Source organism: Mesobaculum littorinae (assembly GCF_004011175.1).
GTDB lineage: Bacteria > Pseudomonadota > Alphaproteobacteria > Rhodobacterales > Rhodobacteraceae > Tranquillimonas > Tranquillimonas littorinae.
Genome location: NZ_RQXX01000001.1, coordinates 632930 through 651170 on the forward strand (window position 1 = coordinate 632930; position 18241 = coordinate 651170).

Annotated in this window: 17 protein-coding genes; 5 read left to right on the forward strand and 12 right to left on the reverse strand. The window is 65.8% G+C overall.

Annotated elements, in window-relative coordinates; translation table 11 throughout:
• Positions 1-257: 257 nt before the first annotated feature.
• Positions 258-1124 carry a 30S ribosomal protein S2 gene (gene rpsB, locus EKE94_RS02865; RefSeq protein WP_127905082.1) on the forward strand — a complete coding sequence of 289 codons (867 nt, stop codon included), beginning with the start codon at positions 258-260 and terminating at the stop codon, positions 1122-1124.
• A 114-nt stretch (positions 1125-1238) separates the two neighbouring features.
• Positions 1239-2114: a translation elongation factor Ts gene (tsf, locus tag EKE94_RS02870; RefSeq protein ID WP_127905083.1), complete on the forward strand. Its 876-nt coding sequence runs from the start codon at positions 1239-1241 to the stop codon at positions 2112-2114.
• A gap of 229 nt (positions 2115-2343) precedes the next feature.
• Here tsf and phoB read toward each other — a convergent pair whose 3' ends face one another.
• The 11 genes from phoB to EKE94_RS02925 form a co-directional block, all read right to left on the reverse strand.
• Positions 2344-3033 carry a phosphate regulon transcriptional regulator PhoB gene (gene phoB, locus EKE94_RS02875; RefSeq protein WP_127905084.1) on the reverse strand — a complete coding sequence of 230 codons (690 nt, stop codon included), beginning with the start codon at positions 3031-3033 and terminating at the stop codon, positions 2344-2346.
• A 2-nt stretch (positions 3034-3035) separates the two neighbouring features.
• Complete coding sequence (gene phoU / locus EKE94_RS02880; protein WP_127905085.1) at positions 3036-3746, reverse strand: phosphate signaling complex protein PhoU; 711 nt, start codon at positions 3744-3746, stop codon at positions 3036-3038.
• A gap of 4 nt (positions 3747-3750) precedes the next feature.
• Positions 3751-4548: a phosphate ABC transporter ATP-binding protein PstB gene (gene pstB / locus EKE94_RS02885; RefSeq protein ID WP_127905086.1), complete on the reverse strand. Its 798-nt coding sequence runs from the start codon at positions 4546-4548 to the stop codon at positions 3751-3753.
• Between the two features lie 14 nt (positions 4549-4562).
• Complete coding sequence (gene pstA / locus EKE94_RS02890) at positions 4563-5918, reverse strand: phosphate ABC transporter permease PstA (RefSeq protein WP_127905087.1); 1356 nt, start codon at positions 5916-5918, stop codon at positions 4563-4565.
• Complete coding sequence (gene pstC, locus EKE94_RS02895) at positions 5915-7375, reverse strand: phosphate ABC transporter permease subunit PstC (protein ID WP_127905088.1); 1461 nt, start codon at positions 7373-7375, stop codon at positions 5915-5917. The genes pstA and pstC overlap by 4 nt, the downstream gene beginning before the upstream one ends.
• Positions 7376-7457: 82 nt before the next feature.
• Complete coding sequence (locus EKE94_RS02900) at positions 7458-8489, reverse strand: PstS family phosphate ABC transporter substrate-binding protein (protein ID WP_127905089.1); 1032 nt, start codon at positions 8487-8489, stop codon at positions 7458-7460.
• Positions 8490-8662: 173 nt separating this feature from the next.
• Positions 8663-9709 (reverse strand): sensor histidine kinase, encoded by a 1047-nt coding sequence (locus EKE94_RS02905; protein WP_235855874.1) that lies wholly within the window; start codon positions 9707-9709, stop codon positions 8663-8665.
• An 81-nt stretch (positions 9710-9790) separates the two neighbouring features.
• On the reverse strand, positions 9791-10966 hold the full coding sequence (locus EKE94_RS02910) for a trans-sulfuration enzyme family protein (protein ID WP_127905091.1): 1176 nt from the start codon (positions 10964-10966) through the stop codon (positions 9791-9793).
• On the reverse strand, positions 10963-11502 hold the full coding sequence (locus EKE94_RS02915) for a gamma carbonic anhydrase family protein (RefSeq protein ID WP_127905092.1): 540 nt from the start codon (positions 11500-11502) through the stop codon (positions 10963-10965). Before EKE94_RS02915 ends, EKE94_RS02910 begins: the two co-directional genes overlap by 4 nt.
• On the reverse strand, positions 11499-12137 hold the full coding sequence (gene gmk, locus EKE94_RS02920; RefSeq protein ID WP_127905093.1) for a guanylate kinase: 639 nt from the start codon (positions 12135-12137) through the stop codon (positions 11499-11501). Before gmk ends, EKE94_RS02915 begins: the two co-directional genes overlap by 4 nt.
• 4 nt (positions 12138-12141) lie before the next feature.
• Complete coding sequence (locus EKE94_RS02925) at positions 12142-13029, reverse strand: YicC/YloC family endoribonuclease (protein ID WP_127905094.1); 888 nt, start codon at positions 13027-13029, stop codon at positions 12142-12144.
• 146 nt (positions 13030-13175) lie between these two features.
• Between EKE94_RS02925 and EKE94_RS02930 the strand changes: the two genes are divergently transcribed.
• Positions 13176-13925 carry a PAS domain-containing protein gene (locus tag EKE94_RS02930; RefSeq protein ID WP_127905095.1) on the forward strand — a complete coding sequence of 250 codons (750 nt, stop codon included), beginning with the start codon at positions 13176-13178 and terminating at the stop codon, positions 13923-13925.
• 305 nt (positions 13926-14230) lie between these two features.
• On the opposite strand, the gene EKE94_RS02935 is transcribed toward EKE94_RS02930, so the two are convergent.
• Positions 14231-15601, reverse strand: coding sequence for a class II 3-deoxy-7-phosphoheptulonate synthase (locus EKE94_RS02935; RefSeq protein WP_164870802.1), 1371 nt, complete (start codon positions 15599-15601; stop codon positions 14231-14233).
• A 149-nt stretch (positions 15602-15750) separates the two neighbouring features.
• Between EKE94_RS02935 and EKE94_RS02940 the strand changes: the two genes are divergently transcribed.
• A complete protein-coding gene (locus tag EKE94_RS02940; protein WP_127905097.1) occupies positions 15751-16776 on the forward strand; it encodes a GlxA family transcriptional regulator in 1026 nt (341 codons plus the stop codon).
• Positions 16777-17013: 237 nt separating this feature from the next.
• Positions 17014-18204, forward strand: coding sequence for an ABC transporter substrate-binding protein (locus tag EKE94_RS02945; protein ID WP_127905098.1), 1191 nt, complete (start codon positions 17014-17016; stop codon positions 18202-18204).
• The last annotated feature ends 37 nt before the right edge of the window (positions 18205-18241 follow it).

The window sequence follows — 18241 nt, forward strand, 5'->3', positions numbered from 1 at the left end:
GGCTTTTGACAAGCCCGCGCGCCCGCGGCAAGGGGATATCGGCGCGATACCGGCGCCGGGACCCGAGGGCAGCGGCGGTGAGCGGATCCGCGGGGCAGGGCGGTCGGGCTTGCATCCCCGACCGGGGTGGTGTACTGGGCGCGCACTTCACAGGCAAAGCTTGGGCCCGGCGGGGAGACATCCCGCCCGCGTCCGCCGGTTGAACCAGCAGGTTCTCAAGGCTTTGCCGAGGCGCGAAACCGGAAAAGGATATGGACATGGCGCTCCCCGATTTCTCGATGCGTCAGCTTCTCGAGGCTGGCGTTCACTTTGGTCACCAGACCCAGCGGTGGAACCCCCGCATGGGCGAGTACATCTATGGTGACCGCAACGGCATCCACATTGTCGACCTGACGCAGACCGTCCCGATGCTGGACCAGGCGCTGCAGGTGATCCGCGACACCGTCGCCAAGGGCGGCCGGATCCTGATGGTCGGCACCAAGCGCCAGGCGCAGAAGCCGATCGCCGAGGCCGCCGAAAAATCGGCGCAGTTCTACATGAACCACCGCTGGCTCGGCGGCACGCTCACCAACTGGAAGACGGTGTCGCAGTCGATCAACCGTCTCAAGGAAATCGATGAGCGCATGGCCGAAGGCGCCGAGGGCCTGACCAAGCGCGAACGTCTTTCGATGGAGCGTGACCAGACCAAGCTGAACGCGTCGCTGGGCGGGATCCGCGAAATGGGCGGCGTGCCCGATCTTCTGTTTGTCATCGACGTGAACAAGGAAGACCTCGCCATCGCCGAAGCCAAGAAGCTCGGCATCCCGGTCGTCGCCGTTGTCGACACCAACTGCTCGCCCGACGGCGTGGACTTCATCATCCCGGGCAACGACGACGCTGCGCGCGCCATCTCGCTTTACTGCGATCTGGTCAGCCGCGCTGCGCTCGACGGGATGAGCGCCCAGCTGGGTGCCGCCGGTGTCGACCTCGGCGCTTTCGAAGAGGTCTCCGAGGAAGAGGCGACCGAGGAAGAGGTTGTCGAGACCCCGGCCAACGCCGAAGACACCGTCGCGGTGTCCGACGAAGCTGTGTCGAACGACGCGGTTGCGAAGGACGCGCCCTACGATCTTGATAACAAAGAGTGATTTCCTGAATGGCCGGCGGCCCCGCACCATGGGGCCGCTGCGCTGTCGGAAAACTGTTACCGGGGCCGCTTAAAGCGACCCGGACCCCCGGAATAATCGAGGAGAGCCAGGATCATGGCAATCACCGCCGCACAAGTGAAAGAGTTGCGCGACAAGACCGGCGCGGGCATGATGGACGCCAAGAAGGCGCTGACCGAGAATGACGGCGACATGGAAGCCGCCGTCGACTGGCTGCGCACGAAGGGTCTTGCCAAGGCCGCCAAGAAATCGGGCCGTACCGCCGCCGAAGGCCTCGTCGCCGTCAAGGTCGAAGGCAACAAGGGCGTTGTCGTCGAGGTGAACTCGGAAACCGACTTCGTCGCCAAGAACGCGGAATTCCAGACCATGGTCGGCCAGATCGCCGGCGCCGCTCTGGCAGCCGACGACGTGGCCGCCCTGGTCGAGTCGCAGATCGGCGACAAGAAGATCAAGGACGTGATCACCGACAAGATCGCCACCATCGGCGAAAACATGTCGGTCCGTCGGATGGCGTCGCTGAGCGGTGAAAACGTCGTGGCCTACGTCCACAACGCCGCCACCGACGGCATGGGCAAGATCGGCGTGCTGGTGTCCTACACCGGATCGGACGATGCCTTTGCGCGCCAGGTCGCGATGCATGTCGCCGCGGTCAACCCCGCGTCGCTGTCCGAGGCCGATCTGGATGCCGCCCTGGTCGAGCGTGAGAAAACGGTTCTGACCGAGCAGGCCCGCGAAAGCGGCAAGCCCGAGCAGGTGATCGAGAAGATGATCCAGGGCCGCATGCAGAAGTACTTCTCGGAAGTCACGCTGCTGAATCAGGCGTTCGTCGTGAACCCGGACCTGACGGTCGGCAACGCCGCCAAGGAAGCCGGCGTCGAGATCACCGGTTTCGTGCGCCTGGAAGTTGGCGAAGGCATCGAGAAAGTCGAAGAAGACTTCGCAGCCGAAGTCGCTAAGGCCGCCCAAGGCTGATCCTTCGGATACTCGGTAAAAGAACGGGCGGCCCAAGCGGGCCGCCCGTTTTCGTTTTAAAAGATGCCTTGGAACAACGACTTCTGAAGGCAGCCTCAGGTTCTGTTCGAACAGATCACCCTGACAAGAACCATCAAATATTTACATAATACAGATTATAAGACTTACGTATTAGCCATGAATGCTGTCCCCGCACGCCGAATCCGTTCGATCCCGTGCGCAAGCACATTCATCCCAGCGCGTAGCCGGCCCCGCGCACCGTGCGGATCGGATCACCGCCGCCGTGCACGCCAAGAGCCTTGCGCAGCCGTCCGATGTGAACGTCGACCGTGCGCGTGTCGACATAGATGTCGCGGCCCCAGACGCGGTCCAGCAGTTGCTCGCGGCTCCAAACCCTGCCGGGCTTCTCCATGAATGTCGCCAGCAGCCGAAACTCCGTCGGACCCAGCTTCAGCGGTTCGCCCTGTCGCATCACCCGGTGGCTTTCGCTGTCGAGCGTGATGTCGTCGAATTCAAGCTGCTGACCTACCGACGACGGCCGCGAACGCCGCAACTGCGTCCGCACGCGCGCCATCAGCTCGACCACGGAATACGGTTTGACGACGTAATCGTCGGCACCGGTTTCCAGTCCACGGACGCGATCAACCTCTTCCGAACGCGCGCTCAGCATGATGATCGGCACCGACCGGGTGTCCTGCCGCGTCTTCAGGCGTCGGCAAACCTCGATCCCCGAGACGCCGGGCAGCATCCAGTCCAGAACGATGATGTCGGGCGCATCCTCGTCCACCAGCAGCAAGGCGTCGTCGCCGGTCTCGGCGCGGCTGACGGCAAACCCCTCGGCCTCGAGGTTGTAGGCCAGAACTTCGCGCTGCGCGGGCTCATCCTCGACCAGCAGGACGCGGGGCTGATCTGCGGCCATGGTTACTGCTCCTCGACGATATAAGGTGTGCTGTCGCCCTTGGGCCGGTCATCGGTCGGCATCTTGCCCGAGACCAGATAGACGACCTGCTCGGCTATGGACGTCACGTGGTCGCCCATGCGCTCGATGTTCTTGGCGATGAAATGCAGATGCATGCAGGCGGTGATGTTGCGCGGGTCTTCCATCATGTGGGTCAGGAATTCGCGGAACAGCGCATTGTACATCTGGTCGACATCGGCGTCGCGCATGCGCACGTCCTCGGCCAGTTCGGCATCGCGCTGGATGTAGGCGTCCAGCGCGTCTTTCATCATCAGCTCGACCTCGCGCGCCATCCGGCGGATCGACCGCGGCGCACCGCCAACGGGCTGCATCTGCACCAGGACGCTGGTCCGCTTGGCCATGTTCTTGGCATAGTCGCCGCAGCGTTCCAGGTTGGCCGAAATCTTCAGGACCGACAGCACCGTGCGCAGGTCCGACGCGACGGGCCCGCGGATGGCGATGACACGCGCGCATTCCTCGTTCACCCGCTCTTCCAGATCGTCGATTTGAGCGTCGTTTTCACGGACCTTGCGCGCAAGATCGTCGTCACGCTCCTCAAGCGCCTTGGCTGCATCGAGGATCGCGGCCTCGGTCAGGCCGCCCATCTTCATGATCAGCGCCTGCACCGCTTCAAGATCGCGGTCGAAAGCACTGGAAATATGGCGATCATTCATGAAATTATCCAATCCGTCCGGTGATGTAGCTTTCGGTGCGGCTGTCGTGGGGGTTCTGGAAGATCTGGTCCGTCGTGCCGTACTCGACCAGGTTGCCGAGGTGAAAGAACGCCGTCTTCTGGGAGACGCGCGCCGCCTGCTGCATCGAGTGCGTGACAATCACCACCGAGTAGTTTTCTCGCAACTCGTGAATCAGGTTTTCAACCTGGTCCGTGGCAATGGGATCGAGCGCCGAGCAGGGTTCGTCCATCAACAGGATCTCGGGTTCGGTCGCGACGGCACGGGCGATGCACAGCCGCTGTTGTTGTCCCCCCGAGAGCCCGGTACCGGGCGCGTGCAGGCGGTCCTTGACCTCGTCCCAGATGGCCCCGCGGCGCAGCGCATTCTCGACGATGTCGTCGAGGTCGGCCTTGTTCTTGGCCAACCCGTGAATCTTGGGCCCGTAGGCCACGTTGTCGTAGATCGATTTCGGAAACGGGTTCGGCTTCTGGAAGACCATGCCGACCTTGGCGCGCAGCTGCACCGGATCGACCTTACGGTCATAGATATCCTCGTCATCGATCAGGATTTTCCCTTCGATACGGGCGACATCGATGGTGTCGTTCATGCGGTTCAGGCACCGCAGAAACGTCGATTTGCCGCAGCCCGACGGGCCGATGAAGGCGGTGACCGTCTTGTCCTTGATCTCGACGTCCACGTCCTTGATCGCGTGGTTGTCGCCGTAATAGACCTGCACGTTGCTGGCCTTGATCTTGGTGTCCTGCATCGTGGTGTCCCGTTCCTCTAGGCGTCCGTCTTTCATAATCTGTCCCTCCGTTACCAACGACGCTCGAAGCGGCGGCGCAGGACGATGGCAATGATGTTCATCACGAGCAGGAAGCCCAGCAGAACGATGATCGCACCTGACGCGCGTTCGACAAAGGCCGGGTCGGCCCGCTGGGTCCAGTTGTAGATCTGCACGGGCAGCGCGCTGGCTGGATCGAAAAAGCCTTCGGGCGGAGCGTCGGGAAATTCGCGTACGAAGGCGACCATGCCGATCAGCAGCAGCGGCGCGGTTTCTCCAAGCGCCTGAGCCAGGCCGATGATGGTGCCCGTCAGGATTCCCGGCATCGCCAGCGGCAGGACATGGTGGAACACCGCCTGCATCTTCGAGGCCCCTACCCCCAGCGCCGCATCGCGGATCGACGGAGGCACCGATTTCAGCGACGCGCGGGTCGAGATGATGATCGTGGGCAGCGTCATCAGCGTCAGCACGAGGCCCCCCACGATCGGCGCCGACTGCGGCAGCCCGAGGAAGTTGATGAAGATTGCTAGGCCCAGGATACCGAACACGATCGACGGCACGGCGGCGAGGTTCGAGATGTTGACCTCGATGATATCGGTCAGCCGGTTCGTCGGCGCGAATTCCTCGAGGTAGATAGACGCCGCGACGCCGATGGGCAGCGCAAGCACCAGCACGATCAGCATCATGTAGGCCGAGCCCAGGATCGCCACGCCCAGGCCCGCGACCTCGGGCCGGTTTTCCGAGGCGTCCGGTGCGGTCAGGAACCGCCAGTTCAGACGCTTCTCGAGCAGCCCGTTGCCCTCCATCACGCCCGCCAGCCGCAATTGATCCGGGGTGACGTTGCGGTCCAGCTCGGCCGAGGCCATGGTGACCCTGCCCTTGAGATAGCCGTCGATCCGGCCGCCGGCGAGGATTTCGACCGTCTCTTCGGTGCCGATCATCTTGGGGTCGGCCAGCACGCGGTCGCGCAACTGGGCGGCGGCGTCGTTCGACACCATCGCCGCGATCTCGGCGTCGGGCATGCCCTCTGGGCGCATGTTGCCTGCGTCCACCGCTTCGATCAGCGCCTCGCCGATCAAGGGCTTGTAGCTGAAGGTCGTGACCTTCTGCATCTCGGCGCGGTTGCGGTTGCCCTCGGGGTCCAGCGTCTCTTCGGCAAAGGCGACGGGGATCGTGATGTAGGTCTGGCTGAACGACGAAAGCCCGTTCGAGAGGATCGTCGTCAGCAGCCAGATCAGGGCGAAGACGCCGAAGGCGATGGCGGCCATTCCATACATCTCGAACCGCCTCTCGGCCGCGTTGCGCTTTCGCGTGCGCGCGGTCTGCCGCATGATCGAGCCGCCCTGGCGCGCGCCCGGGCCCTCGTGGTCGGGGGTGATGTCGGTCATTCGTACTGCTCCCGGTAGCGGCGCACGATGTAGAGTGCGAAGACATTGAGCCCGAGCGTCAGGACGAACAGCGTCAGGCCAAGGGCGAAGGCGACGAGCGTCTCGGGCGAATTGAAGTCGGTGTCACCGGTCAGCTGGCTGACGATCTTGACTGTGATCGTCGTCATCGCCTCGAACGGGTTGAGGTCCATCCGGGCCGAGGCCCCTGCCCCAAGCACCACGATCATCGTCTCGCCGATGGCGCGACTGGCGGCCAGCAGGACCGCGCCCACGATGCCCGGCAGGGCCGCGGGCAGGATCACCTGCCGGATGGTTTCGGATTTCGTGGCACCCAGCCCGAACGAGCCGTCGCGCAGCGACTGTGGCACCGCGTTGATGATGTCATCGCTGAGCGAGCTGACGAAGGGGATCAGCATGATCCCCATGACCAGCCCCGCGGTCATCACCGACGAGCCCGAGTTGCCCAGGCCCAGCGGCTGGGCGAACCAGTCGCGCAGCAGCGGCCCCACGGTGATCAGCGCGAAAAGACCGTAGACGATGGTGGGAATGCCGGCCAGGATCTCGATCATCGGCTTGGCCACGGCGCGGATCCGGCCGGTCGCGTATTCCGACAGGTAGATGGCCGAGAAAAGGCCCACCGGTACCGCCACGATCAGCGCGATGATGGAAATGTAGAGCGTGCCCCAGAGAAGCGGCAGGAACCCCAGGTCCGATCCGCCGCCGAAGCGCGGCTGCCAGTTCGTCGAGAAAAAGAACTCGGTCCACGGATACTGCGAGAAAAAGCGCCCCGTCTCGGTCAGCATCGACAGGACGATGCCGATCGTCGTCAGGATCGCGATCGAGGCGGCGCCCAGAAGCAGCAGCGACATACCGCGTTCGACGGCATTGCGGGCGCGAAATTCATGGGTGGTGCGGCGGTAGGCCAGCCCTGCCCCGGCAAGCGCGATCAGCACGACGATCACGTTGCGCGCCAGGTCGCCGCGGCCCGTCAGTAGACGATAGCGCTGCGCTGCGCGCAGGACCTCGGGCCGCACGTCCGAGCCGAGCGCCACGCCCACCTCGGCCATGCTGGCGCGGATGTCGTCGCTGTCGGTCGACAGGTCGCGGGCCTCCTGGGCGGACATCCGGCCGGCGTCGACCAGCGCGTCGAGCCCGTTCGACACGCGGCGCACGTCGGACATCACCAGGCCACGGTTCGACGCATCGGGAATGGCCTCGTCCGGGATCATCCGCGTCACGGTCGCGTCGACCAGCAGGGGCTGTGCAAGAAGCCAGACGAAAAGGACGATCAGCGCGGGCGCCAGCGACAGCATCGCCGCGTTCATGCCATAGTAGTTCGGCAGGGAATGCAGCTTCCGGACATCGCCTCCGGCCGAGGTCATGGCCCTGCGTCGGGTCATCCAGTAGCCCGCGACGGCGAGCGCCAGCAGGATCGCGAAGAGCCAGATCAATGACATGTGGGCCTCGGGCTGGGAAGGTATGTCAGGGTCGGAAAAGCGGCGCCCGTGGGGGCGCCGCCAAGTGTCGGAAGGACGTGTCTTACATCGTCTCTTCGTTTTCGATCATCGACTGGGTCGCGGCCAGTTCCGGATCGGGGACCAGGCCGTAGTTGGCCAGCGGGCCGCCGGCGCCGGCGATCTCGTCGGAGACGAAGAACGAGGCGTATTCCTTCAGGCCGGGGATGACGCCGATATGGGCCTTCTTGAGGTAGAAGTAGAGCGGACGCGACACCGGGTAGTCGCCCGCGGCGATGGTTTCGGTGGTGGGTTCGACGCCCGACATGGTCGCCACTTTCAGCGTGTCGGTGTTGTTTTCGTAGAAGGCCAGACCGAAGACGCCGACGCCGTTGGGGTTCTGGTTCAGACGATTCAGGGTCTCGGTGTAGTCGCCCTGGATCTCGACGGCGGCGCCGTCGTTGCGCACCGACATGCACGCCTCTTCGGTGGCGTCCTCGTCCATGCCCGCATCCATCATCGCCTGCATGGCGCCCGAGTCTTCGCAGCCCTGCAGCAGGACCTTTTCTTCGAAGACTTCACGCGTGCCGTGGTTGGTGGCGGGGATGAAGGCCAGGATCTCGGCGTCGGGCAGCGATTCGTCGATCTCCGACCAGTTCATCGCGTCGTTGGCGACCATCTCGCCGTCGACCATCTTCTCGGCGGCGAGGGCGTTGTACCACTGCTCGGGCTCGAAGGCGGTGAATTCGGGGCCGTCGATCTGGCTGGCGAAGACGATGCCGTCATAGCCGATGCGGACTTCGATGATCTCGTCCACGCCGTTTTCGGCGCAGGTTTCGACTTCGCTGTCACGGATCGCGCGCGAGGCGTTGGCGATGTCGATCTGGTTTTCACCGACACCCTCGCAGAACTGGGCGAGACCGGCCGACGAGCCGCCCGACTGGACGACGGGGGTGGGGAAATCGAAGTTTTCGCCAAAGGCTTCGGCGACGATCGAGGCGTAGGGCAGCACGGTCGACGAGCCGGCGATCTGAACCTGGTCGCGGCTTTGGGCATTGGCGCCCGTCGCGGAAACGGCAGCGATCGCCAGGGCAGAGGCGGTCAGTTTCACGGACATGGAATTCTCCTGAGTCTGGGTTGTGGCCGCGGCAGCGACCTCAGGTCCCGCTCCTAGTTCTCTCAGGCTTAGCTTTTGTGACAGGTCTGTAACGCTTTTATGACAGACGCCCGCCCGATGTGGTTCCGTAGGGGCAGCGGCCCTGCCCGGCCCCTGCGCCGCGGCTGCCGCCGTTACGCGCGCGGCAGGATCACCGAAAACGTCGTGCCCTCACCCGGCGTGCTGTCCACCCGCAGCCGCCCGCGGTGGCGGCTGATGATGTGCTTGACGATGGCCAGCCCCAGCCCCGTCCCGCCCAGGGCACGCGAGCGATGGCTGTCGACCCTGTAGAACCGCTCGGTCAGACGTGGCACGTGCAACGGGTCGATCCCCTCGCCCCGGTCCCAGACATCGACGCGCAAAGCCGGGCCGCGCAGGGCCGGATCACGCTCTTTCTGGATCACGCTCACACCGATGACCTTGCCGGTGCCGCCATACTTGATCGCGTTCTCGACAAGGTTGGTGAAGACCTGTCGCATCTGGTCGGGGTCGCCCGTTACCATCAGCCCCGGGTCGGTCCCCTCCGTCTCGATCGTGACGCCCGCCTCCGTGGCCAATTCCGAGAAGGTGTTGACGACCGAGTGCAGCAGCCCCCCGAGGTCGATCGCCTCGGTCGGGCGGATCCGTTCCTCGGACTCAACCCGGCTGAGCGACAGCAGGTCGGCGACAAGCCGGTTCATCCGCGCCGCCTCGCGCTCCATGATCTCGAGAAACCTCTCGCGGGCCACCGCATCATCGCGCGCCGCACCGCGCAGGGTTTCGATGAACCCGGACAGGGCCGTCAGGGGGGTGCGCAACTCGTGGCTGACATTGGCCACGAAATCGCGCCGCATCTGCCCGGCCTCAAGCATCGCGGTCGTGTCTTCGAGAGAGACCAGAACCCCCCGCCCGGCAGGCACCCCCAGCGGTGCGGCGTGGGCCTTCCAGATCGTATCGCGCCCCGATTCCGAGGTCTGGAAGGTCGTCGCGACCGGCTCGTCGCGAGCGAACGCCCCCTCTATCGCCTCCATCATCGCAGGCTGTCTCAGGACGGTCACGTAATGGCGATCCAGCATCGCGGCACCGAACAAGGCCCTTGCAGGACCGTTCGCCACCGTGATGCGTTCGCTTTCGTGGACGAAGAAGGCGGGACTGGCCAGGGCGCCCAGAACGGCGTCAAGCGTGGTGGAATCGTCTGTCACGGGCTGTCTGGCCTCCCCCTTTGATCGAAGCGTTCGGCCTAGATGACGACTCCACATATCAGCTTTATGACACCCGCCGCGTCAGAGCGTCGCCTGCACGGCGGTCGCGATCTCGTCGATTAGCACCTCCGCGGGTTCGACGCCGACCGAGATGCGAAACGTGCCCTCGGTGATCCCGAGCGCCGCCCGCGCCTCGGGGCTGAGCGCGCGGTGGGACGAGGTCGCCGGGTGGCTGATCGTCGTGCCGATGTCCCCCAGCGTCGGGGCAAAGGGAATGTCGCCCGCGGCCCGGACGAAGGCATTGGCCGCCTCGCGTCCGCCATCCAGCTCGAACGTCACCATGTTGCCGCAGCGCGACCCCAGCAGGATCTCGGCCCGCATGTGATCGGGATGGTCGGTCCGTCCGGGATAGAGCACGCGGGCAACGCCATCGAGCCCGGCCAGCGCGTCGGCCAGCTTCGCCGCCGTGGCCTCGGCCCGGTCGTAGCGCAGCTCGAAGGAATAAAGCCCGCGCTCGGCCAGCCAGCAATCGAAGGGGCTGGGCGTCAGGCCGGTCGTCACGGCGAAATCGCGGATCTTCTGGCGCAGGGCAGGATCCTGCGCCGCAACATAGCCCAGCGTCGCGTCCGAGTGCCCTGCCAGCAGCTTCGTGACGGAATGCAGGACGATGTCGGCGCCATGTTCGAACGGCCGGATCGCGCGCGGGGTGGTAAAGGTGTTGTCGACGACCAGAAGGATGCCCCGCTCGCGGGCCAGCCTTGCGATGCCCTCGATATCGGCGACCCGCAGCGTCGGGTTCGACACGACCTCCAGCAGGATCATCCGCGTCGTGGGCCGCAGTGCCGCGGCAAAACGCGCAGCGTCGGTCACGGGGGCGAACCCGGTGGTCACCCCGAACCGCGGCAGGTCCTGGGTCAGAAGCCGCAGCGACCGACCGTAAAGCTGATCGCCCCCGACCACGTGGTCGCCGCTCTTCAGCACGCCCATCAGCGCCGCCGTCACCGCCGCCATGCCCGAGCCCAGGACGATCCCGCCTTCGGCCCCTTCTAGCGCGTCGATCTTCTGCGCCAGGACGTCGGCGTTGGGATGGCCTTCGCGGGCGTAGGAATAGCCGCGTGTGCGGCCCTCGTACTGCGCGTCCAGCGCGTCGGGGCTTTCCGAGGCATAGACGACCGAAGGCTGCAGAGGCGTGCCAACCGGGCGGCTGGCCGTTTCAGGCCACGGGGTGCGGCGCACCAGTGTCTTGGGGTTTTTCATGCGCCCTGCCCTCCGTCCGTCAGCGTGTCGCCGAACCGTTTCGCATTGTCCTGGTAGTGCAGCGCGCTGGCAAGCAGCGCCTGCTTCTGCTGTTCGCTCAGTTCGCGCACGACCTTGCCCGGCGCTCCCATCACCAGCGATCCGTCGGGAATCTCCTTGCCCTCGGTCACCAGCGCGCCGGCGGCGATCAGGCAATTGCGGCCGATCCGGGCGCCGTTGAGGATCGTCGCCCCCATGCCGACCAGGCTTTCATCGCCGATGGTACAGCCGTGCAGCATCGCCTTATGCCCGATCGTGCAGTTCGCGCCGATCGTCAGCGGAAAGCCCATGTCGGTGTGACAGACGACGTTTTCCTGCAGGTTGGTCCCGGCGCCGACCTCGATCGCCTCGTTGTCGCCACGCAGGGTCGCGCCGAACCAGACCGAGCTGCGCGCGCCCAGGACCACGTTGCCGATCACGTTGGCATCGGGCGCAACCCAGGCCGAGCCGTCTTCGGGCAGGACGGGCGCAACATCGCCCAGACTGTAAAGGGTCATTGCCTCTCCTCGAATTCGTGGTTCAGCCGGCGCACCGTGTCCGACAGCGCGGGCTGCTGCGAAATGCGCAACCGCTCGGCCGTGACGATGGTCTTCAAGCGGTCCTCCGTCTCGTCGAGATCGTCGTTCACCAGGACATAGTCGTATTCCGGCCAGTGGCTGATCTCGTCGCGGCTTTTCCGCATCCGGGCCGCGATCACCTCGTCGCTATCCTGCCCGCGCGACCGCAGGCGGCGTTCGAGTTCGTGGATCGACGGCGGCAGGATGAAGATCGACAGCGTGTGCTTGCCCAGAAGCGAGGTGCGGATCTGCTGACCGCCCTGCCAGTCCACGTCGAACAGCACGTCGCGACCCGATGAGATCGCCGCCTCGACCGGCGCTATGGGCGAGCCGTAGAGCTGGCCGAAGACCTCGGCATGTTCCAGCATCTGCCCCGCATCGACCATGGCGCGGAACGCGTCATGGGTGCGGAAGAAGTACTCGCGCCCCTCCTCCTCGCCCGCGCGGGGCGCGCGGGTGGTGGCCGAGACCGAGAAGCTGAGCGCCGGGTCCCAGGCCATGAGCCGCCGGGCCAGCGTGGATTTTCCGGCCCCCGAGGGCGAGCTGAGAATGATAAGAAGACCGCGCCGCGCCAAGGGGTTACTCCACGTTCTGAATTTGCTCGCGCATCTGATCAATGACCGTCTTGAGGTCAAGCCCGAGCCGCGTCAGCTCAGCATTCTGCGCCTTGGAACACAAGGTGTTGGCTTCGCGGTTGAACTCTTGGCTGAGGAAATCCAGCTTGCGGCCCACCGCGCCGTCTTCGGCCAGAAGCGTGCGAGCCTGTGCGACATGCGCGCTCAGCCGGTCCAGCTCTTCGGTGACGTCGGCCTTGACCGCCAGCAGCGCCAGTTCCTGCGCCACCCGGTCGGGGTCGGCATCGGCCTGGTCCATTACCGCGGTTAGGTTAGCCTTCAGCTGGCCCGCACGTTCGGCGGTGCGCGCCTCGGCCAGCGCGCCGGCGTCGCGCGTCAGCCCGGCAATGGTGTCAAGCTGGCCCGAGAGGATCGCTGCGAGGGCCTGCCCCTCATGCGCGCGCATCTGCGCGAAGGCGTCCAGCAACGCGGGCAGATCGGCCAGGACGGCGCGCGCCATCGCCTCGGCATCGGCCTCTTCCGGCGCGGCATCCAGCACGCCGCGCATCGCCATCACCTCGGTCGCGGATACCGGCCGCAGCGCAAGGCCCTGCGCCGCGGCGTTGGCTTCGACCGTGCGGATCTGCTGCAGCACGGCGGTCAGGCGGTCGCCGTCGATCTCGGTCGCGGCGGGGCCGCCGCTTCGGGCCAGTCGCAGCGAGACGGTGACATTGCCGCGCCGTGCCACCTGGCCCACCGCCTTGCGCACGGGCTGGTCCAGCGCACCCAGCCAGTCAGGCACCCGCAGACGCAGATCCAGCCCGCGTCCGTTGACCGAGCGGATTTCCCATGTCCAGGCCCAGCCTTCGGTGCCGCCCTGAATTGTGGCAAAACCCGTCATGGAATGTGGCATGTCCGTTAACCCCTTTGCACATTTTTGCCAGATTTCCACCCTATGCCATGCTATGGCCGTAATCGGGGGCAGAGAGAGGCCGCATTCGGTTAGCAGCCCGTTAAGGTTGCTACAACAATGCGGCGAGATATGAGAGGGGTCCGGCCATGGACAGCGAAACCAAGGAGATGACGAACATCGTTTCGATCCTGACCCGGCAGCAGGTCGAGCCAGGGGACGCGTTCGTCGAGGTGGAAACCTACTGGCAGGCCCTGTGCGACGGCCGCCTGATGCCGCAGCGGTCCGAGGTCGATCCGCGGGGCATCGCCGGCGCGCTGGACCATGTGTTCCTGATCGAGCGGATTTCGCGTGGCGAGGCCAAGCTGAGGGTCGCCGGTGGTCACCTGACCGAGATTATCGGCCATGATTGCCGCGGTCTTCCGCTCAGCCTGCTGTTCGACACCGCGTCGCGCGCGGAGCTGGCGCAGGCGGTGGACGCGATGTTTTCGGGTCCTGCGCGTCTGGAATTCGGGCTGACCGGCCAGGCGCCGCGCTGGCGGGGCAAGGTGACGGGGCGGATGCTGCTGTTGCCGCTGCGCGACGAATGGGGCGAGACGACCCGGGCCATCGGCGTTCTTCGGCTTGAGGGCCCGGTGACCGCCCCACAGCGGCTTACCATCGCCGGGCAGTTGCGCCGCGGCCTGTCGGGCGGTCTGCCGGCCCCCGTGGCGTCGCCGTCGGCCGAGGCCGACCCGGTAGCTGCCGCTGCGCCTGCGGACCACCCGGTCGCCGACCGCGTGGTCGACCCCGTGCCGGCGGCGGAACGGGCAGAGGTGCCCCACCCCGCCGCCGACACGCCCTCGCGCCCTGCGGGACGGCCGCACCTGCGCCTCGTCCGGACCTCCGAGGACGCCTGACAGGCGTCGTCGAAGGTCCGGGCGCGATGACCGCATGTTCGCGCCCCGCCTGGCAGCGCGCTGGCTGTCGGTACAGAGCTTGTGACCGGGTCGTGGTGCGGCGGGCCGAACGGTCCCCAGACCTAACAGCCGTGTGCGCATCCGGGCGCCGGGCATAACCCCGGGATGCCCGCATCTGTCAGCCAGATAGGATCATTCCAAATGCAACGCGCCCCCGCAGGTCTCTGCGGGGGCGCGTTGCATTTGGTGGCGACTGCCGCCGACATCGCGTCGTGGCGGACCGGACCGACGTTTGGTGCCCGCGATCAGCCGACCGCGGATTGGCGTTGGGCGACCTGCCGTCCTGAAAGCTCTTCGGCAACGAGGAACGCCAGTTCGAGCGCCTGCGAGGCATTGAGCCGCGGATCGCAGGCCGTGTGGTAGCGGTCTGCCAGGTTCTCTTCGCTCACCGCGTGGACGCCGCCGGTGCATTCGGTCACGTCGCGGCCCGTCATCTCGAAATGCACGCCACCGGGGATCGTGCCCTCGGCGTTGTGGACGGCGAAGAACTCCTGCACCTCGCGCAGGACCGACTCGAAGGGCCGGGTCTTGTACCCCGTGGCCGACTTGATGGTGTTGCCGTGCATCGGATCACAGGTCCAGAGCACCTTCGCGCCCTCTTCCTCGACCGCACGGACCAGCTTGGGCAGGTGGTCGCCCACCGTTCCCGCGCCGAAGCGGGCGATCAGCGTCAGGCGCCCGGCCTCGTTCGACGGGTTGAGCTTGTCCAGCAATCGCTTGAGATCGTCGACCTCCATCGAGGGGCCGCATTTCAGGCCGATGGGGTTGGCCACGCCGCGGGCGAATTCGACATGCGCGCCGTCAGGCTGACGGGTGCGGTCGCCGATCCAGATCAGGTGGCCCGATCCCGCGATCGTCTGGCCGGTGGTCGAATCGATCCTGCACAGCGCCTCTTCGTATTCCAGCAAAAGCGCTTCGTGGCTGGTGTAGAAATCGACGGTGTTCAGCTCGTGGTTCGACTGGCTGGTCAGTCCCGCGGCGGACATGAAATCGAGCGAATCCTGGATCCGGTTCGCCATGTCGCGGTATTTCTCGGCCTCTTCCCGGTCAGTGAACCCCAGTGTCCAGGCGTGCACCCGGTGCAGATCGGCAAAACCGCCCTTCGAGAAGGCGCGCAGAAGGTTCAGCGTCGCCGCCGCCTGGGTGTAGGCTTCGAGCATACGCTCGGGCGCGGGAATGCGGGCCTCGGGCGTGAAGTCGAAGCCGTTGATGATGTCGCCGCGATAGGACGGCAGCTCGACATCACCGACCTTTTCGGTGGGGGCCGACCGCGGTTTGGCGAATTGCCCGGCCATGCGGCCGATCTTAACCGTCGGAACCTTGGCGCCGTAGGTCAGCACCATCGCCATCTGCAACAACACCTTGAAGGTGTCGCGGATGCCGTCGGCCGAAAATTCGGCAAAGCTTTCGGCGCAATCGCCGCCCTGCAGCAGAAAGGCCCGGCCCTCGGCCGCTTCGGCCAGCTCGGCCTTCAGCGTGCGTGTCTCACCGGCAAAGACGAGCGGCGGAAACTTGGCCAGTCGGGTTTCGACCGCGGCCAGCCGCTCGGCATCGGTATAGTCGGGCATCTGCACCCGCGGTTTCGCGCGCCATGCGGCCTTCGTCCAGTCGCTCATCACTCTCTTCTCCCCTGTCACGAGGTGAGCTTCGGTTATATGCAGGTATTGAGACCTTGGAAACCACCCTCGGTCGAATTCGGATCGCCATCTTGATCCACCTCGTCAAATTTGCTTCGCTCGCTCAATCAACCTGAGGGTGGCCGCCCATGAGCCCAAGTCGCCAGACGCCGAGCCCGGAGCTCACCGAGGTCAAGCCGCGTCGGTTCGTGTTCGTCCTGCTCGACAAGTTCACGTTGCTGTCGTTCTCCTGCGCGGTCGAGGCGCTGCGCTGTGCCAACCGTGTCGCCGGGCGCACGCTTTATACGTGGGTGCTGACGGGCGATGGCGAGGGGCGCAACGACGGGGATCCGGGGCGCGTCTTCTCCTCGGCCGGGCTGGGGGTCGAGCTGGACTGCGACCTGCCCGGGCTTGGGCGCGACGATACAATCCTAGTCTGCGGCGGGCTGGACGTGGGCGAGGCGTCGTCGAAGCGGATCGTGGGGTGGTTGCGTCGCGAGGCACGGCACGGGCCGGTGATCGGCGGGCTTTGCACCGCCGGCTGGACCCTCGCAAAGGCCGGGTTGCTGGACGGGCGCCGCGCGACCATCCACTGGGAGAATCACGACAGTTTCCTCGAGGAATTCGAAGAGGTGACGCTGACCAAGTCGGTCTTTGTCGTCGACGGCCCGCGGTATACCACGGCGGGCGGCACCTCCTCCGTGGACCTGCTTCTGAAGTTGATCGCCGACCATCATGGCGAGGATCTGGCGAACGCGGTGGCGGACCAGCTGATCTATTCCGCGATACGTACCGATCAGGATGTGCAGCGGCTGTCGGTGCCGACCCGGATCGGCGTGCGCCACCCCAAGCTTGCCCAGGTCATCCAGAAGATGGAGGCCTATATAGAAGAGCCGATCAGCCCCGCGATCCTGGCGCAGGACGTGGGGATGTCGACCCGCCAGCTGGAACGGCTGTTTCGCCGCTATCTCAGCCGCAGCCCCAAGCGGTACTACATGGAACTGAGGCTGCAGAAGGCGCGCAACCTGTTGATGCAGACGGACATGAGCGTGATCAACGTGGCGCTTGCCTGTGGTTTCACAAGCCCCTCGCATTTCTCGAAATGCTACCGCGCGCATTATGCCACGACGCCATATCGCGAACGCGGCTCCCACGCCGCCCGCGACGCGGTCTAGACCCTCGGCCCGCGGGCACGCTGCCCAGCCTTAGACAGTTGCCGCGATGGTCGGCTCCTGCGACCGGCAAGGAACGTGCAGTCCCGCCCCGTGCGATCCCGCCCCCTGCTCAACCGCGCGAGGTATGGCGCGCCGTAGCGTCGCCTGCCCTTCCCAATCCTTTCCACGCAATATAACGTCCCCCGCGGACGACGCGGCCGCTTTATGGACCGCCGTCGCAGACAGGGAGAGTTCAGAATGAAAAAACTGCTGCTTGCAGGCGCCGCAATCACCGCCGCCTCCGGTGCCCTCGCCCAATCCGGCGACCCGGTGAAGATCGGCGTGATCCTCGGCTACACGGGCCCGATCGAATCGCTGACGCCGAACATGGCAGACGCGGCCGAACTGGCGCTGAACGAAATCAACGACGCGGGCGGCATCCTCGACGGGCGCATGCTGGAATCCGTGCGCGCCGATTCGACCTGCATCGACAGTGCCGCGGCGACCGCCGCCGCCGAACGTCTGGTGACCTCGGACGGCGTGGCCGGCATCATGGGTGCCGACTGCTCGGGCGTGACCGGCGCGGTGCTGGCCAACGTCGCCGTGCCGAACGGCGTCGCGATGATCTCGCCCTCGGCGACTTCGCCGGCGCTTTCCTCGGCCGAGGACAATGACCTGTTCTTCCGCACCTCGCCCAGCGATGCGCGTCAGGGCGAAGTCATCGCCGAGGTCCTGAACGACAAGGGCATCGAAGAAGTCGCGGTCACCTATGTGAACGCCGACTACGGCAAGGGTCTTTCCGACGCCGTCACGCAAGCCTTCGAAAAGCTGGGTGGCACCGTGACGCTCGCCTCGCCGCACGAAGACGGCAAGGCCGACTATTCGGCAGAGATCGGCGCGCTGGCCTCGGCCGGCGGTGAGGCGCTGGTGGTGCTGGGCTACGCCGATGCCGGCGGCAAGGGCATGATCCAGTCCGCTCTCGACACCGGGGCCTTCGACACCTTCGTCATGGGCGACGGCATGTTCGCGCAGACCCTGATGGATGATCTGGGCGCCGACATGGAGGGCTCCTTCGGCACCGTGCCATGGTCGGAAGGCGAAGGCGCCGAGGCGTTCATGGCCGCGACCGAGGCCGCCGGCATCAACGGCGACAGCACCTTCACCCGCGAAAGCTATGACGCCGCCGCCCTGCTGGCCCTGGCGATGGAGGCTGCCGGATCGACCGACGCCGCCGACTACAAGGCCTCGATCACCGAGGTTGCGAACGCGCCGGGCGAACAGATCCTTCCGGGCGAACTGGCCAAGGCGCTGGAGATCCTCGCCGAGGGTGGCGACATCGACTATGTCGGCGCCACCAATGTCGAGCTGATCGGCCCGGGCGAAGCGGCCGGCACCTTCCGCGAATACGAGGTGACCGACGGCGCCTATTCGACGGTCAAGATGCACTGAACTTCGGGGCGTCGGCCCGGGCCTTCGGCCCCGGGCG

Bases quoted from the DNA above. Each gene is read 5' to 3' on its own strand.
- rpsB (WP_127905082.1), top strand. From the start codon at position 258: ATGGCGCTCCCCGATTTCTCGATGCGTCAGCTTCTCGAGGCTGGCGTT.
- tsf (WP_127905083.1), top strand. From the start codon at position 1,239: ATGGCAATCACCGCCGCACAAGTGAAAGAGTTGCGCGACAAGACCGGC.
- phoB (WP_127905084.1), bottom strand. From the start codon at position 3,033: ATGGCCGCAGATCAGCCCCGCGTCCTGCTGGTCGAGGATGAGCCCGCG.
- phoU (WP_127905085.1), bottom strand. From the start codon at position 3,746: ATGAATGATCGCCATATTTCCAGTGCTTTCGACCGCGATCTTGAAGCG.
- pstB (WP_127905086.1), bottom strand. From the start codon at position 4,548: ATGAAAGACGGACGCCTAGAGGAACGGGACACCACGATGCAGGACACC.
- pstA (WP_127905087.1), bottom strand. From the start codon at position 5,918: ATGACCGACATCACCCCCGACCACGAGGGCCCGGGCGCGCGCCAGGGC.
- pstC (WP_127905088.1), bottom strand. From the start codon at position 7,375: ATGTCATTGATCTGGCTCTTCGCGATCCTGCTGGCGCTCGCCGTCGCG.
- EKE94_RS02900 (WP_127905089.1), bottom strand. From the start codon at position 8,489: ATGTCCGTGAAACTGACCGCCTCTGCCCTGGCGATCGCTGCCGTTTCC.
- EKE94_RS02910 (WP_127905091.1), bottom strand. From the start codon at position 10,966: ATGAAAAACCCCAAGACACTGGTGCGCCGCACCCCGTGGCCTGAAACG.
- EKE94_RS02915 (WP_127905092.1), bottom strand. From the start codon at position 11,502: ATGACCCTTTACAGTCTGGGCGATGTTGCGCCCGTCCTGCCCGAAGAC.
- EKE94_RS02925 (WP_127905094.1), bottom strand. From the start codon at position 13,029: ATGCCACATTCCATGACGGGTTTTGCCACAATTCAGGGCGGCACCGAA.
- EKE94_RS02930 (WP_127905095.1), top strand. From the start codon at position 13,176: ATGGACAGCGAAACCAAGGAGATGACGAACATCGTTTCGATCCTGACC.
- EKE94_RS02935 (WP_164870802.1), bottom strand. From the start codon at position 15,601: ATGAGCGACTGGACGAAGGCCGCATGGCGCGCGAAACCGCGGGTGCAG.
- EKE94_RS02940 (WP_127905097.1), top strand. From the start codon at position 15,751: ATGAGCCCAAGTCGCCAGACGCCGAGCCCGGAGCTCACCGAGGTCAAG.
- EKE94_RS02945 (WP_127905098.1), top strand. From the start codon at position 17,014: ATGAAAAAACTGCTGCTTGCAGGCGCCGCAATCACCGCCGCCTCCGGT.